We start from the raw sequence: 14,375 nt of genomic DNA on the forward strand, positions 1-14,375 counted from the left end.
GATCACGGAGTCGGTGTCGGAGTCGGTGTCGTGGGTCGCGGCACGGGTGGCGGCAGGGTGAACGTCGTCGAGAGTGCCCCGTTCACGAGGGAGAGCAGCACACCGGTCTCCTGTCGGACGACGGCATACCGGCTCGTCGCCACGGGTGATCCTGCCGCAGCCTCGTCCGCGCCCGCTTGAGCGAAGAGCCCCAGCGACAGCAGCCGTCCGTAGTAGCTGGGGGCGTCGAGCCCCGGGGGTGGGCCGTTGGCGCCGAGCCTCGCCAGGTGCTGCGTCATGGCGTCGAGCTCCACCGCGGCGGCGTTGCCCGACAACGGAATTCGGTCGAGCACGCGGACGTCGTTGACGAGGTTGGCATAGTCAGCGAGCGCCGTGGTGCGGTTGAAGACGGTGCTCGTCGTCAGGCTCGGCCGGGGCAGCGCCGTCACGGTGACCGTCGGCGTGACGACGACGGTGGCCGTCGTCGTCTGCACGAGCGTCGCGGTCGCCGTGACTGTGCGCGTGTCGATCTCGGTGACCGTGACGGTCTCGGTCGGCACCGGTGTTCCCGTCACGCCAGAACCGGCCACCTGGCTGAGCTCGACGGCCGGCGTGCCCGCGGTGCAGGCGGCCAGGACGACGGTCAGTCCCAGGGCGACGGCAGCCGGCAGCGCGACGGCAGCTGCGGCCTTGGCTCGGCGCACGGTGGACTCCGGTGCTCGACGGGACGGTTGGTGACTGTGGGTCGATTGTGGGCTCTCGGCCGTCCCCGCGCGAGCGAATGCGCCAATCGCCCAGTCAGGTACGCGCCGCCGCGAGCTGCGGACGGGTGACGAAGAGCGCGCCGTCGACGACCGCGCCGCGCAGGTCGGCGTCGCGCAGGTCCGCGCCGAGCAGGTCGGCCCATCGCAGGTCGGCTCCCCGGAGGTCGGCGGCGATGAGCAGGGCGCCGCGCAGGTCCGCCGCGCGGAGGTCGAGCCCCTGCAGGTCGGCGCCCACCAGGTCGGCACCGGCCCGGATCCGACGCGCCTGCCGAGACTGCCCGCGTATGCCGGCACGCCGCCGATGTCGTTCGCGCGCGGTCGCGCTCACGAGCCGGAGCAGGTCGCCGACCCGCGAGCGCAGCGCGACGAGGTCGAGCGCGAGGAGCGTGTCGGGGTCTGCCGCCGTGGCGGCTCCCACCTCGTCGACGAGGTCGGCCAGCCCGGCGGCCGTGGCCGGATCGGGCTCCAGATCCGCAGCCTCGAGGAGGTGGGCGAGCATCTCGTGCAGCTGTCGCATGACGGGCAGGACGGCATACATCGTCGGGGCGGTGGCGGGCGCCTCGCGCCACGAGATCCCACCGAAGGTCACCTGCGAGACCTGCTGACCCGCGCCGAAGCAGTCGAAGGTCACGCAGCCACGCCAGCCACCCTCGAGGAGCCGGTCGTGGATGCCGCACCGGTGGTCGGCGAGCAGGTTGCGGCACGGGTCGCCACCCGCCTTGTCGACGGGGAAGTCGGCCGAGCGGGCGAACGGCAGGGCGACGCAGCAGAGGCCGAAGCACTGCGAGCACTCCGCCTCGAGACGCGGCAGGGCGGGAGCGGCCATGTCAGAGAAGGGAGCTGGGGTCGTCCGGGACGTCGGCCGCATACGACTGGAGCAGCTGCAGCGGCACGACCTCGAGCGCGCGCTCGTGCGTGGCGGCCATGACGACCGGCGCTCCCGCGCCGTCCTGGTGCGCCTGCAACCACCGGACCGCGACGATGCACCACGTGTCGCCGGGTGTCAGGCCCGGGAAGCGCCACTCGGGGCGCGGGGTGACGAGGTCGTTGCCGACGCTGCGCTGGTGCGCGAGGAACTCGGGGGTGACGACGACGCAGATCGTGTGGCTGCCGCGGTCCTCGGGGCCGGTGGTGCAGTAGCCGGTGCGGTAGAAGCCGGTCACGGGGTCGGTGCCACACGGCTCGAGCTCACCGCCGAGCACGTTCCGCTCACGCGCTGCCATGGGCCAAACCTAGTCGCCGGGACGGGGGCTCTCGCTCGCTACGCTGAACCCATGCTGGGGACGAAGGAGTACGAGCCCGACTACCTCGACGCCTGCCGCTCGCGGGTCGAGTCGCAGGTGGCGATGTTCCGCGAAGTGGCGCAAGCGGCCCGCGACCACGGCGACGCCGACGTCTCGGCGCTCGAGGGAGCCCTCGAGTCGCTCGAGTACGAGTACTTCAACAACATGGTCATCGTCCTCGAGGGCTACTTCATCCACCGGCTCAGCTCGTCCGAGGGTCAGGCCGGCAAGGCCCTGCACGAGGTGCGGGTGCTCGCCCGGTCACTGGTCGAGAACGGCGGGACGGTGATGGCCGAACCCGAGCTGACGCTCGACCCCGACCGCACGGTGCTCGGCCTGCGCGCGGGCGACCCCATCACCTTGACGCTGCACCAGTTCCGCCGCGTCTCCGACGCCTTCTTCCGCGAGATCCAGGGCAAGCCGTCGGGTGACCGGTGACGGGATCTGCCCGAACGCGCCTCGAGTGGCTGAGGACCGACCCCCGGGTGAGCCTCAGCGCCATGGACCCCGAGAACTGGATCACGCACGTCAGCCTCCAGGGGCGCATCGTCGAGCTCTACGACGACCGCGACCTCGTCGACATCGACCGCATCGCGACGCACTACACGGGTCAGCAGTACCGGGTCCGTGACCGGGCCCGCGTCACGGCCCTCGTCGACGTCGAGCGGTGGCACGGCTGGGGACGCATCCGGGGGGCCACGTGACCGGTCAGCCCGACCCCGGACTGCGGCGCGACGCTCTCGGCGTCCCGCACCTGCGGGCCGGCGACGTCATGGAGCTGGCGCGCCTCCAGGGCCGGGTCACCGCGCTCGACCGCGGCTGGCAGGTCGAGCACCACCGGTGGCGCATGGAGGGTCGCACGGCAGAGTACGTCGGCGCCGACGGCGTCCCCTGGGACCGCTTCGCCCGCCAGGTCCGGCTCGAGGACACCGTGCGGCGCTGCTTCGACCGGCTCGACGCCGAGACGCAGGCCTGGCTGACGGCATACGTCGGCGGGGTGGACGACGCCCTCGCCGAAGGGCTCACGGGCACGCCCGAGGTCGAGGCGCTCGGGCTCGAGGCGTATGCCGCCGCGCCGCGCCCGTGGGCCCCGTGGACGCCGCTCGGCATCTTCTGGGGCATCCACCTGCTCTTCGGCACCTTCCCCGCCAAGCTCTTCAACGGCCACGTCGCCGACCGGCTCGGTGAGGACGTGCTGCCCCTGCTCCACGCCGAGGGCATCGACCGCTCGGGCAGCAACGCGTGGGTCATCGGTGGTGCGCAGACCGCCTCGGGGCTGCCGCTGGTCGCCGGCGACCCGCACCGCACCATCGAGCTGCCCGGGTGTTACCAGCAGGTGGGGCTCGCCTGCCCCGAGTTCGACGTCGTCGGCTTCACCTTCCCGGGCGTGCCCGGCGTGCAGCACTTCGCGCACACCGGGTCGGTGGCGTGGGGCATCACCAATGCGATGGCGGACTATCAGGACCTCACGCTCGAGCGGCTGCGGCACGAGGGTGCCGAGGTCGATGGCGGGCCCCGGCTCGCGGCCCGCGGCATCGACGGCTGGGAGCCGGTCGAGCACACGACCGAGACGGTGCGGGTGCGGGGTGAGGGCGAGCTGCACGTGCCCGTCGTCGTCACCGCACGGGGCCCGGTCGTCACCGGCCTCGAGGCCGAGCTCGAGCGGGCCATGGCCGCGAACGGGGAAGGCAGCGGGGGCGGCGAGGGTGCGGACGCAGCGCCCGCCCCCGGCCCGCCGCCGTACAGCCTGCGCACCCCGACGCAGGTCGAGGCCGACCTCGGCTTCGGGGCGCTGCTGCCGCTGCTGCGCGCCCGCACCGTCGACGACGTCGAGCAGGCCCTCTCGCACTGGGTCGAGCCGGTCAACTCGGCGCTCGTCGCCGACGTGAGCGGCCGCATGCGCCACCTCGTCGTCGGGCGGGTTCCGGACCGTCACGAGGCCGGTCTGGTGGTGCCGCTGCCCGCGTGGGACCCGAGGCACACGTGGCACGGCTATCGCCGCGGGCCCGCCGCCGACGTGCCCGACGTCATGGTGAGTGCCAACGACCGGGCGAGCGGGGGAGGGCTCGGCGTGGAGTACGCGACGCCCTTCCGGGCCGAGCGCATCCGCTCGCTCATCGGTGCGCGCGTGGGACTCACGGTCGACGACTGCGCGACGATCCACGTCGACACCCGCAACGGCCAGGCCGACCTCATGCGCGAGCTCGTCGAGGCCGCAGATGTTCATGGGCGCGCGGCCGACGTGCGCGACGTGCTGCTCGCCTGGGACGGCCACAGCGACCCCGACAGCCACGGGGCCGCCGTCTTCGCGCGGTGGCGTACGGCCCTCGTCCGCTGGTTCTCCGACCATCCGAGCCTGGCTCCGATGCTCGAGCCGAGCGGCCACTCGAGCATCTTCGCGGCCTGGACCGGGATGGTCGGCCAGATCGGTGCGGGCTGGCACTCGATGGCGCGGCTCGGGCCCGAGCGCGGCATCGACGTCGCCGAAGGCGTCCGCGCCGCCCTCGAGAGCGTGGCCGGGCAGTACGACCCGAGCGCCGTCTGGGGCGACCGGCACTGGCTCGACCCGCTCCACGCGCTCGACGTCAGCGACCGGGCGCCGTCGGTGCGGCGCGACCCCGTCGGGGGCGACAAGGGCTGCGTGCTGGCGGCAGCGAGCGCACCCGGGGTGACCGACCGCTGCTACGGCGGCCCGGTGGCGCGCTACGTCTGGGACCTCGCCGACCGCGACGCGAGTCGCTGGGTGGTGCCGTTCGGGGCGAGCGGCGACGCCCGCGTCGGCCACTTCGCCGACCAGACGGCGGCCTGGCTGGTCGGCGAGCTGCACCCGGTGGACGCAGGTCAGGAGGTCGCGAGGTAGCTCTCGGCGTCGAGAGGCCACTTTGCCTGCCTTTTACCATTTGCGGTACAAAACGTGACTCTGCACCGTACTGTTCTGCTATGAGAGGTCCCGCTCATCGAGCGGGCCGCGCGCTGACGCAGGAGAAGTGAGTCCGGTGACCACGCACACGACGCCCACGCACGGCACTCCGCCGCGCCCGGCATGGTCCGCGTCGGCCGATGTCGACCGCTGGCTGCCCGACCCCTCCTGGCCCGTCCCGCCGCGCGGCTGGCAGCTCTGGGCCGCCGCCGGCGCGCCCTCCCGGAGCCCCCGCGCCGAGCGTCCCGGCAGCGATGGTCACGACGGGGGCCACGGGGGCGACCAAGGTGGCGACAAGGGTGGCGTCAAGGCTGACGACAAGGCTGACGACAAGGCTGACGACAAGGCTGACGACCGGGGTGGTGAACGGGCAGGACGTGACGTGGAGCCCGCTTTCCCCCACACTGTTCCCGTGACGTCCGAAATGTCCGCTTTCGCCGTGCTCGAGGAGCCCTCGTTCACGCTGCCGGCCAGGCCTGGTCTGCTGGCCCCCGAGCCGGTCGACCTGCTCGCCGACCCCGAGCCCCGCCGGCTGCCCGAGGGGACGGTGTCGGGTTTCGCGGTCATCGGTGCGCTCGTCGCCTTCAGCTGCCTCGTGGGCGGCCTCACCGCCGGCCTCGTCGTCATCGGCGTCTCGACCCTGCTCGCGGCCACCGCCGCGATCGTCCGTGGCGACGTGTCGCTCTCACCCGTCGGTGGCCAGCGGGGTGCAGCAGTGCTGCTCGGTGCCGCCGTCACCGCCCTCATCGTCGGTTCCGTCACCACGCACGAGCGTCGTCCCGCACCCGAGGTCGCGGGTGGCGTGCCCGTTCCCGTCAGCTCACCGTTCGCGGTCAGCACCCGGACCGCGTATGCCGCCGTGCCCCCGCCCGGCGACCCCGCCGGGTCCGCCGGATCCGCCGGGTCCGCTGGATCGGCCGCCGCTTCGCACGGCTCGTCCAACCCGTCGGCGAGTGGCACGGCCGGCGCCCGTCCGGTCACCTCCCACGTCGCGGCTCCGGCCGTGACGCCTGCTGCGGTGCCCACACCGTCTCCGGCTTCTTCGTCGCCGGCAGCGCCGTCGGTCACCGCCCCGGGCCTGACCCTCTCTCTCGATGCGCTCAGTCCGAAGGTCGACCAGGTCGACCAGGTCGATGTGCAGGTCGGTCACCAGGCCGACGACCAGGGCTCCGGCACGAACGCCGGCAAGGGCTCCGGCACGAACGCCGGCAAGGGCTCCGGCACGAACGCCGGCAAGGGCTCCGGCAAGGGCTCCGACAAGAACGCCGGCAAGGGGACCGGCGCTGACGCCAGCAAGGCTGCCGAGAAGGCGGCGAAGAAGGCCGCCGAGAAGGCTGCGAAGGCGCGCGAGAAGGCAGCCAAGGCCGCCCTCGCCAAGGCGGCCAAGGCTGCCGCGGCCGAGGCCAGGCAGGCTCGGGCCGCGGTCCAGGGTGCGACGAAGGGCGCCGTCTCGGACAGCACGTCGGTCCGCGGACTCAGCTCGACGTCGACCTCGCGCAACGCCCTCGGCGTCGTGAAGAAGGCCGGGAAGACTGCCGGGGCCACGATCGTCGGCGTCCAGACGAAGTCAGCGGCAAAGGCAGGCGCGAAGGTCGCTCAGAAGGACGCGAAGCTCGCGACGAAGTCCGCGAAGCAGGCTGTGAAGCAGGGCGCGAAGAACGCTGCGGGGAAGGCATCGACGAAGGCCGCCAACAAGGCCGCCAACAAGGCCGCCAAGAAGGCCGCCACGTCGTCGCGCGCGTCGGCGACGTCCGGACGCTGACGACTCGTTGCCGGCCTCGGCGGCCCTCGGCGGCAAACCCAGAGGCCCCGAGCAGCAGGCCTCTGCCTCAACGGCGCTCGCGTGTGCCACAGTGACCTCGTGGCGCACTCAATGACCCGGGGCACGATCATCTGGTTCGTCGGTTCCGCGATCGTGGGCGCGGCCGCCGGCGGGCTGCACCTGCTCCGTTCCGAGCTCGGTGGCGCCCACACCGGTGTGCCCCTCGCCGTCGGGGCGTTCGGGCTGACCGCGCTGGCGGCGGCGATGCTCTTCCACGGAGTGATGCTGGCCGCTCGTGAGCAGGACGCCGCGGCCGGCCCGGTCGCGTCCGACGACGCGTGGGCTGCAGATTCGTTGCCCGGTCAGGGCGACCGCCCGGGATCCAGATCCGCCGGAGTCCCCGAGAACGCCGAGGAACCTGACGGGTCCGAGGCGCCCGAGCCTCCGGCCGTCTACACCTTCCGGGCCGGCAAGCCGGTCGCCGATCGCTCGGCCCGACCTGCCAAGCGCGACCGCCCTTCGCGCGGTTGACCGGCTGACCTGTCGGTCCGCGTGGGCACAATGGCGACATGAGCGCCGACCCGGCCCACTGGGTGCTGCACGTCGACCTCGACCAGTTCATCGCAGCGGTCGAGGTGCTCCGACGTCCCGACCTCGTCGGCAGGCCCGTCATCGTCGGCGGGCGCGGCGACCCCACCGAGCGGGCCGTCGTGTCCACCGCCAGCTACGAGGCCCGCCAGTTCGGCGTCGGCTCCGGTATGCCGCTTCGCCTGGCGGCGCGCAAGGTGCCCGACGCCGTCATCCTCCCGGTCGACGCGCCCGCCTACACCGAGGCGTCCGAGCGGGTGATGGAGACGCTGCGCGGGCTCGGCGTCGTCGTCGAGGTGCTCGGCTGGGACGAGGCGTTTCTCGGGGTGCAGACCGACGACCCCGAGGCCTTCGCGCAACGGGTCCGCGATGCCGTGCTCGACGTCACCGCCCTGCACAGCTCGGTCGGCATCGGCGACAACAAGGTGCGGGCCAAGATCGCGACGGGCTTCGGCAAGCCACGCGGTGTCTTCCGGCTGACGCGCGACAATTGGTTCGAGGTCATGGGAGACCGGCCGACGATCGCGCTGTGGGGCGTCGGCTCCAAGGTCTCGAAGCGTCTCGCCTCGCACGAGATCGAGACCGTGCGGCAGCTCGCCGAGGCCGACGAGGCCGTGCTCGTCGGCGAGTTCGGGCCGCGGATGGGTGTCTGGTATTCCCAGCTGGGTCGGGGCATGGGGTCGGCCGTCGTCGACGACACCCCGTGGGTCGCGCGCGGGCACAGCCGCGAGACCACCTACCAGCGCAACCTGACGACACCCGACGAGGTGCGCGACGCCGTGCGCGAGCTCGCCGCCCAGGCCTTCGACGACACCGTGAAGGAGGGCCGGCCCGTCTTCCGGGTCACCCTCAAGGTGCGCTACGCGCCGTTCTTCACCCAGACGAGAGCCCGCAAGCTCAAGGCCCCGACGTCCGATCGCGCCGACGTCGTCGAGGCGGCCGTGGCGTTGGCGGCGATGCTCGACCCCGAACGCGAGGTGCGCCTGCTCGGCGTCCGCGCCGAGATGGTCATGCCCGACGAGGGCGACCCGGTCGAGCGCACCCCGGTCCGCGGGCGCCTCTGAGCCGCGGGCGCCTCGGGGCAGCGCGTCAGGACCCGTGCAGGAAGTCGACGAGCGCCGCGAGCTCGGGCACCTCACCGGCGCTGCCGAGGGACTCCTCCAGCACGGCGTCGTGGGTCGGGCGGGCCTGGGCGTGCAGGCGGCGACCCGCTGCCGTGAGCTCGGTGTAGATGCCGCGCCGGTCGTCGGCGCAGAGCACCCGCGTCAGCAGCCCGCGGTCCTCGAGCCGGTTGACGAGACGCGTCGTCGCCGACGAGGAGAGGGCGGCAGCACGGGCCAGCTGTGACATGCGCATGTGCCACCCGTCCTGCCGCGACAGGGCGTCGAGCACCGTGAACTCGACGACCGAGAGCTCGTGCCGGCGGACGAGCTCACGCTCGAGCGCGGCCTCGATGTGGCCGTGCAGGGCGGCGAGGGTGCGCCACCCCGTGGCGCGCACCTCGACGGCGGTGTCTGCGATTCCCATGCGCCGATCATATCGCGCGTTTGCAATATGCCGCGCATGCAACTAACGTCTCGCCGGTCAAGTAGTTGCACACGCGGCATACCGGCGAAACCAGCGAGGCTTGCCCCGGCGCCCGCATCCTCCTCGGAAGGACCAGGAACACATGCCACTCGGTCTCATCGCCCTCGCTCTCGGGGCGTTCGGCATCGGCCTGACGGAGTTCGTCATCGCGGGTCTCCTCACCTCGGTCGCCACCGACCTCGACGTCAGCATCCCCGCGGCCGGCTATCTCGTCAGCGGCTACGCCCTCGCGGTCGTCGTAGGGGCGCTGTCCCTGCCGCCCCTGCTCGCACGCTGGCGCCCGAAGCGGGCGCTGCTGCTGCTCATGACCCTCTTCGTCATCGGCAACAGCCTGTCGGCCGTCGCGCCCGGGTATGCCGCACTGCTCGCCGGACGTGTCGTCGCAGCCTTCGCACACGGTGCGTTCTTCGGCATCGGCGCCGTGCTCGCCGCCTCCCTCGTGGCCGCCCACCGCAAGGCGGGCGCCATCTCCATCATGTTCGGCGGCCTCACCCTCGCCAACGTCCTGGGCGTGCCGCTCGGCACCTTCGTCGGCCAGCAGTGGGGCTGGCGCGCCACCTTCGCGCTCATCGCTGCCGTCGGTGTCGTCGCCGCCGGTGGCATCGCGGCCCTCGTCCCGAACACCGGCGCGGATGCTGCGGCCGACGGCCACGCCGCTACGCAAGGTCTGCGGGCCGAGCTCGCGGCGTTCCGAAACGGCCAGGTGTGGCTCTCGCTCGGCATGACGGTGCTCGTCTTCGGCGGCATGTTCGGCGCGTTCATGTACGTCGAGCCGCTGCTCACCCGCGTCACCGGTTTCGATGAGACCGCCGTGCCGTGGCTGCTCGTCCTCTTCGGGGTCGGGCTCTTCGTCGGCAACCTGCTCGGCGGCCGCTGGGCCGACCGCGCCCTGTCGCGCACCCTCGTGCTCCTCACCGTGGCGCTCGGCGTCTCGCTCGTGGGCTTCGCGCTGCTTGCGCAGAGCCCGCTGGGTGCGGCCGCCATGCTGATGGCGATGGGCTTCTTCGGGTTCGCGACGGTGCCCGGCCTGCAGATGCGGGTGCTCGCCCACGCGGCCGGCGCCCCGACCATGGCCTCGTCGGCCAACATCGCCGCGTTCAACCTCGGCAACTTCCTCGGCGTCTGGGTCTCGGGCCTGGCCATCGCCGGAGGGCTCGGCTGGACCTCGCCGCTCTGGGTCGGTGCCGGCTTCGCCGGCCTCGGGCTGCTCGTGATCGTCGTGGCCTCCGCGGCCGAGCGGCACGCGGGTCGCAGGCGCGCCGTCGGCGTCGCGGTCACGGACGACGTGCTCGCCGTGACCGGCTAGGCCGAGGCCGGGTCGACAGGGAGCGTGAGGGCCCGGCGTGCGACCGCCGGGCCCTGCTTCGCCAGCTGGGGCCCCCGTCTGTCAGACCGACGCGGGGGACGAGGTGTGCTGCGGGTCCGATGCCTGCGCCTCGGACGACTCGATGGTGCGGCGTGCGTCGTTGCCGTCGCCCCGGGAGCCGGCGTGCGAGACGGTGATGCGCCGTGGCTTGGCCTCCTCGGCGACCGGGATCGTCAGGGAGAGGACGCCGTCGCGGTAGTCGGCCTGGATGCGGTCGAGGGCGAGGCCGCGGCCGAGCGAGAGCTGCCGGGCGAAGGTGCCGGTGGGTCGTTCGCGCGAGAGCCACTGGGCGCCCTCCGCCTCGGGCGGCTGGCGTTCGGCGCGGACGGTCAGCGTGCGGTCCTCGACGTCGATGTCGATGCTCGACGGGTCGACCCCGGGCAGGTCGATGTGGGCGATGAAGCTCTCGCCGGACCGGTAGAGGTCCATCGGCATGATCGATCCGGATGTGGACGCCCCGCGCAGGCCCTCGCCCAGGAGGCGGTCGAACGTGCGGTCGATGGAGCGGAACGGGTCGAAGGTGGTGGTGCTCATGGCTACTCCTCGGAGAACGGGGCCGATCCGATCGGCCTCCCGGAACCTTTCTTGAGTGGAAACCGCTCAACTTCGTGCTTGTTCTCCTGTTGTAGACGATCCCGGCGGGGGTCGTCAAGAGCAGCGCCGGGGCTCAGAGCGCGGCCGCCACCGATCGCCCTGCGGTGCGCCCGCTGAAGAGGCAACCGCCGAGGAAGGTGCCCTCGAGCGAGTTGTAGCCGTGCATGCCGCCGCCGCCGAAGCCCGCCACCTCACCGGCCGCGTAGATGCCGGGCAGCGGTTCGCCGCCGGGCCGGAGGACGCGGCCGGCCAGGTCGGTCTCCAGGCCGCCGAGCGTCTTGCGCGTGAGGATGTTGAGGCGCACCGCCACCAGTGGACCGGCCTTGGGGTCGAGCAGCCGGTGAGGGCTCGCCACGCGGATCAGCTTGTCGCCGCGGTAGTTGCGCGCGCCGCGCACCGCGGTGATCTGGGCGTCCTTGGTGAAGTCGTTGTCGATCTCGTTGTCTCGGGCGACGATCGTGCGGCGCAGCGACTCGAGGTCGATGAGGTCGTCACCCGTGAGGGCGTTCATCCCCCGCACGAGCTCCTCGAGGGTGCGGGCGACGACGAAGTCCTCGCCCTTGCGCATGAACGCGTCGACCGGTGCCGGAGCCCCGCTGCGCGCCCGCCCCAGGACCTGCCGGACGTCCTTGCCGGTGAGGTCGGGGTTCTGCTCCGAGCCGGAGAGGGCGAACTCCTTCTCGATGATCTTCTGGGTGAGCACGAACCACGAGTAGTCGTAGCCGGTGCGCAGGATGTGCCCCAGCGTGCCGAGCGTGTCGAAGCCGGGGAAGAAGGGGGCCGGGAAGCGCCGGCCGCGCGCGTCGAGCCACAGCGAGGACGGCCCGGGCAGGATGCGGATGCCGTGGTTGTGCCAGACGGGGTCCCAGTTGCGCAGACCCTCGGTGTAGTGCCACATCCGGTCGGGGTTGATGACGTTGCCGCCGGCCTGCTGGGTGATGCCGAGCATGCGCCCGTCGACGTGTGCCGGCACGCCGGCGACCATCCGCGCAGGGGGTGTGCCGAGCCGCTCCGGCCAGGCTCGGCGGACGAGGTCGTGATCGCCGCCGATGCCGCCGCTCGTGACGACCACGGCCTGGGCGGTGATCTCGAAGTCACCCACTTCCTCGCGGCTGCTCGGCCGGCCACGGTCGGCGCCGTCGGGCGCGAGGAGGCTCCCGCGTACGCCGGTGACCGTCCCGCCGGACACGACCAGGTCGTCGACGCGGTGCCGGAACGCCAGCGTCACCAGACCGCCGGCGACAGCGGCGCGGACGCGCCGTTCGAACGGCGCGACGATGCCGGGCCCGGTGCCCCACGTGATGTGGAAGCGCGGGACGGAGTTGCCGTGCCCGTCGGCGCGGCCGTCGCCGCGCTCGGCCCAGCCGACGACGGGGAAGAGCCGGTGGCCCTGCTCATGGAGCCACGAACGCTTCTCGCCTGCGGCGAAGTGGAGGTACGCCTCGGCCCACTTGCGCGGCCAGAAGTCCTCGTCGCGGTCGAACTGTGCGGAGCCCATCCAGTCCTGGGTCGCGAGCTCGAGGCTGTCCCGGATGCCCATCCGGCGCTGCTCGGGGCTGTCGACGAGGAAGAGGCCGCCGAAACTCCAGAACGCCTGGCCGCCCAGCGACTGCTCGCCCTCCTGGTCGACGAGCACGACGCGTTTGCCACGCTCGGCGAGCTCGGCGGTGGCGACGAGGCCGGCGAGGCCGGCTCCCACGACGACGACGTCGGCATCCATGGGTCCGATCATGTCATCCGGCTCGAGCGCGATGCCGTCGGCGGCGCCTGCGTACGATTCGAGGGTGCTGGCTCAGCGTCCGGTGAGGTGGTCCCGCCTGTTGCACGGCGCTGCCCCGGTCGCGGTCGTGGTCGTCGCCGCGGCCGTCGCGGGTGGTCTGCACGGCGGCTTCACCGACCTCTTCGTCTACCAGGAGGCCGGCCGGGCGATCCTCGACGGGCTCCCGGCTTCGGCGCCGCGCGACCCCGTGACCGGGCTGACGTTCACCTACCCGCCGTTCGCCGCCCTCGTCATGGTGCCGCTGGCCCTGCTCCCCGCGTGGCTCGCCGCAGCGGTCTGGACGGGGGCGTCGACGGCTGCGCTCGCGGCGGTGGTGGTGATGGTTCGTCGTGCGACGGGCCGGCCCACCCCGGGCTGGCTGGCCGCCGTCGTCACGGCCGGCGCCCTCGCCCTCGAGCCGGTGTGGCAGAACCTCGCCTTCGGGCAGGTCAACGTCATCGTCATGGCGGCGGTGCTGTTCGACCTGCTCCGACCCGAACGGCGCTGGTCCGGGGTGCTCGTCGGCCTGGTCGCCGGGCTGAAGCTGACCCCTCTCGTGTTCGTGCTGCTGCTCCTGCTGGTAGGTCGTCGCGCGTCCGGTCGACGGGCCCTGGTCGCCTTCGTCGCCACGGTCGCGCTCGGTCTTCTCGCCGCACCCCGGTGGGCCGCGTCGTACTGGACCGACGGTCTCCTCGACGCCGGCCGCATCGGGCCGCCGGCGCTGGCCCACAACCAGTCCGTCTACGGTGCGCTGACCCGGCTGCTGGACGGCCGCCCGCCGACCCTGGTGTGGCTCGCGGTCGCGGTGCCGCTCGGCGCGGCGATCCTGCTCGTCGCGCGACGCTGGTGGCTCCGCGGTGACCACGTGCTCGCCACGTGCGTGGCGGCGCTGGCGGCACTGGTCGTGTCGCCGATCTCGTGGTCGCACCACTGGGTGTGGGCCGTGCCTGTCGCCCTCTGCCTGTGGGAGCGGAGCCGATGGGCGGCCGCAGCGTGGACCGCGGTCTTCGTGGCCCGCCCGATCCTGTGGCCCCCGTGGGGCCAGCGCCGTGAGTACGCGTGGAGCCCGGTCGAGCACCTCATCGGCAACGCGTACCTGCTCGCTGCCCTCGCCGTGGTCCTCTGGGCGGCGCTCGCCCTCACCTCCCGAGTCGGGCACCCGGGACGTCGTGAGAGGGTCGGCCGGGCGTCGCACCAAGGGGTCGGCTACTGACCCGTGCGGCCGTCGATGCACTCCCTGAGGAGGTCTGCGTGGCCGCAGTGACGGGCGTACTCCTCGACCATGTGCACCAGCACCTCGCGCAGCTGGATCGGGTTCGCCGGGTCGAGGCTCACGAGGTCGAGCGACTCCGCCTCCTCGACGAACGCCTCGGCGTTGGCGACCTCCTCGCGCCAGCGGGCCCACGCTTCCGCCACGACGTCGTCGTCACCCACCGCTCCGGTGAAGTCGGCGTCGCGGTCATCGACCGTGCGGTAGAGGAAGGGCACGTCCTCCCCGGCCATGACGCGACGGAACCAGCTCTGCTCGACCTGCGCGAGGTGGCGGACCAGGCCGAGCAGTGACAGCGTCGAGGGCGGCACCGACCGCATCGCGAGCTGCTCGGCCGTGAGCCCGGCGCACTTCATCTCGAGCGTCAGCCGGTAGGTGCGCAGGTAGTCGAGCAGGGTGGCGCGCTCGTCGCCGAGCACGGCGTCCTGCGATCGGGGGTCGTCCTCGGGGTCGACCCACATGTCGGGGTACTTCTGTCCGGCCATGCCGCCATCGTCGTGCAG

Annotated in this window: 15 protein-coding genes; 8 read left to right on the forward strand and 7 right to left on the reverse strand. The window is 72.8% G+C overall.

Going from position 1 to position 14,375, the window contains the following annotated elements:
• Positions 1–2: 2 nt before the first annotated feature.
• The 3 genes from AB4091_RS08295 to AB4091_RS08305 form a co-directional block, all read right to left on the reverse strand.
• The gene (locus AB4091_RS08295) at positions 3–683 is read right to left on the reverse strand and encodes a hypothetical protein (RefSeq protein WP_442291256.1); all 681 of its coding nucleotides are present in this window, start codon (positions 681–683) and stop codon (positions 3–5) included.
• 94 nt (positions 684–777) lie between these two features.
• Positions 778–1,569 carry a pentapeptide repeat-containing protein gene (locus AB4091_RS08300; RefSeq protein WP_442291257.1) on the reverse strand — a complete coding sequence of 264 codons (792 nt, stop codon included), beginning with the start codon at positions 1,567–1,569 and terminating at the stop codon, positions 778–780.
• 1 nt (position 1,570) lies between these two features.
• A complete protein-coding gene (locus tag AB4091_RS08305) occupies positions 1,571–1,966 on the reverse strand; it encodes a DUF2237 family protein (RefSeq protein WP_442291258.1) in 396 nt (131 codons plus the stop codon).
• 51 nt (positions 1,967–2,017) lie between these two features.
• On the opposite strand from AB4091_RS08305, the gene AB4091_RS08310 reads away from it, so the two are divergent.
• The 6 genes from AB4091_RS08310 (at position 2,018) to AB4091_RS08335 (ending at position 8,360) form a co-directional block, all read left to right on the forward strand.
• Positions 2,018–2,464, forward strand: coding sequence for a hypothetical protein (locus AB4091_RS08310; RefSeq protein ID WP_442291259.1), 447 nt, complete (start codon positions 2,018–2,020; stop codon positions 2,462–2,464).
• 62 nt (positions 2,465–2,526) lie between these two features.
• Positions 2,527–2,730 carry a hypothetical protein gene (locus AB4091_RS08315; protein WP_442291260.1) on the forward strand — a complete coding sequence of 68 codons (204 nt, stop codon included), beginning with the start codon at positions 2,527–2,529 and terminating at the stop codon, positions 2,728–2,730.
• Complete coding sequence (locus AB4091_RS08320; RefSeq protein ID WP_442291261.1) at positions 2,727–4,886, forward strand: penicillin acylase family protein; 2,160 nt, start codon at positions 2,727–2,729, stop codon at positions 4,884–4,886. The genes AB4091_RS08315 and AB4091_RS08320 overlap by 4 nt, the downstream gene beginning before the upstream one ends.
• Positions 4,887–5,022: 136 nt before the next feature.
• Positions 5,023–6,708: a hypothetical protein gene (locus AB4091_RS08325; protein WP_442291262.1), complete on the forward strand. Its 1,686-nt coding sequence runs from the start codon at positions 5,023–5,025 to the stop codon at positions 6,706–6,708.
• Positions 6,709–6,807: 99 nt separating this feature from the next.
• Complete coding sequence (locus AB4091_RS08330) at positions 6,808–7,239, forward strand: hypothetical protein (protein ID WP_442291263.1); 432 nt, start codon at positions 6,808–6,810, stop codon at positions 7,237–7,239.
• A gap of 38 nt (positions 7,240–7,277) precedes the next feature.
• Complete coding sequence (locus AB4091_RS08335; protein ID WP_442291264.1) at positions 7,278–8,360, forward strand: DNA polymerase IV; 1,083 nt, start codon at positions 7,278–7,280, stop codon at positions 8,358–8,360.
• Positions 8,361–8,385: 25 nt separating this feature from the next.
• Here AB4091_RS08335 and AB4091_RS08340 read toward each other — a convergent pair whose 3' ends face one another.
• Positions 8,386–8,823, reverse strand: coding sequence for a MarR family winged helix-turn-helix transcriptional regulator (locus AB4091_RS08340; RefSeq protein ID WP_442291265.1), 438 nt, complete (start codon positions 8,821–8,823; stop codon positions 8,386–8,388).
• A gap of 142 nt (positions 8,824–8,965) precedes the next feature.
• On the opposite strand from AB4091_RS08340, the gene AB4091_RS08345 reads away from it, so the two are divergent.
• Entirely contained in the window at positions 8,966–10,189 is a 1,224-nt protein-coding gene (locus AB4091_RS08345) for an MFS transporter (protein WP_442291266.1), read from the forward strand.
• An 81-nt stretch (positions 10,190–10,270) separates the two neighbouring features.
• On the opposite strand, the gene AB4091_RS08350 is transcribed toward AB4091_RS08345, so the two are convergent.
• Positions 10,271–10,783 carry an Hsp20/alpha crystallin family protein gene (locus AB4091_RS08350; protein WP_442291267.1) on the reverse strand — a complete coding sequence of 171 codons (513 nt, stop codon included), beginning with the start codon at positions 10,781–10,783 and terminating at the stop codon, positions 10,271–10,273.
• A 133-nt stretch (positions 10,784–10,916) separates the two neighbouring features.
• Positions 10,917–12,563 (reverse strand): FAD-binding dehydrogenase, encoded by a 1,647-nt coding sequence (locus tag AB4091_RS08355; protein WP_442291268.1) that lies wholly within the window; start codon positions 12,561–12,563, stop codon positions 10,917–10,919.
• Positions 12,564–12,627: 64 nt separating this feature from the next.
• Here AB4091_RS08355 and AB4091_RS08360 point away from each other — a divergent pair, with 64 nt between their 5' ends.
• Complete coding sequence (locus AB4091_RS08360; protein ID WP_442291269.1) at positions 12,628–13,815, forward strand: glycosyltransferase 87 family protein; 1,188 nt, start codon at positions 12,628–12,630, stop codon at positions 13,813–13,815.
• Here the strand turns inward: AB4091_RS08360 and AB4091_RS08365 are convergent.
• Positions 13,809–14,357, reverse strand: coding sequence for a DinB family protein (locus AB4091_RS08365; protein WP_442291270.1), 549 nt, complete (start codon positions 14,355–14,357; stop codon positions 13,809–13,811). The genes AB4091_RS08360 and AB4091_RS08365 overlap by 7 nt on opposite strands.
• Positions 14,358–14,375: the final 18 nt, after the last annotated feature.

This window comes from Terrabacter sp. 2RAF25 (assembly GCF_052115265.1).
Classification (GTDB): domain Bacteria; phylum Actinomycetota; class Actinomycetes; order Actinomycetales; family Dermatophilaceae; genus Terrabacter.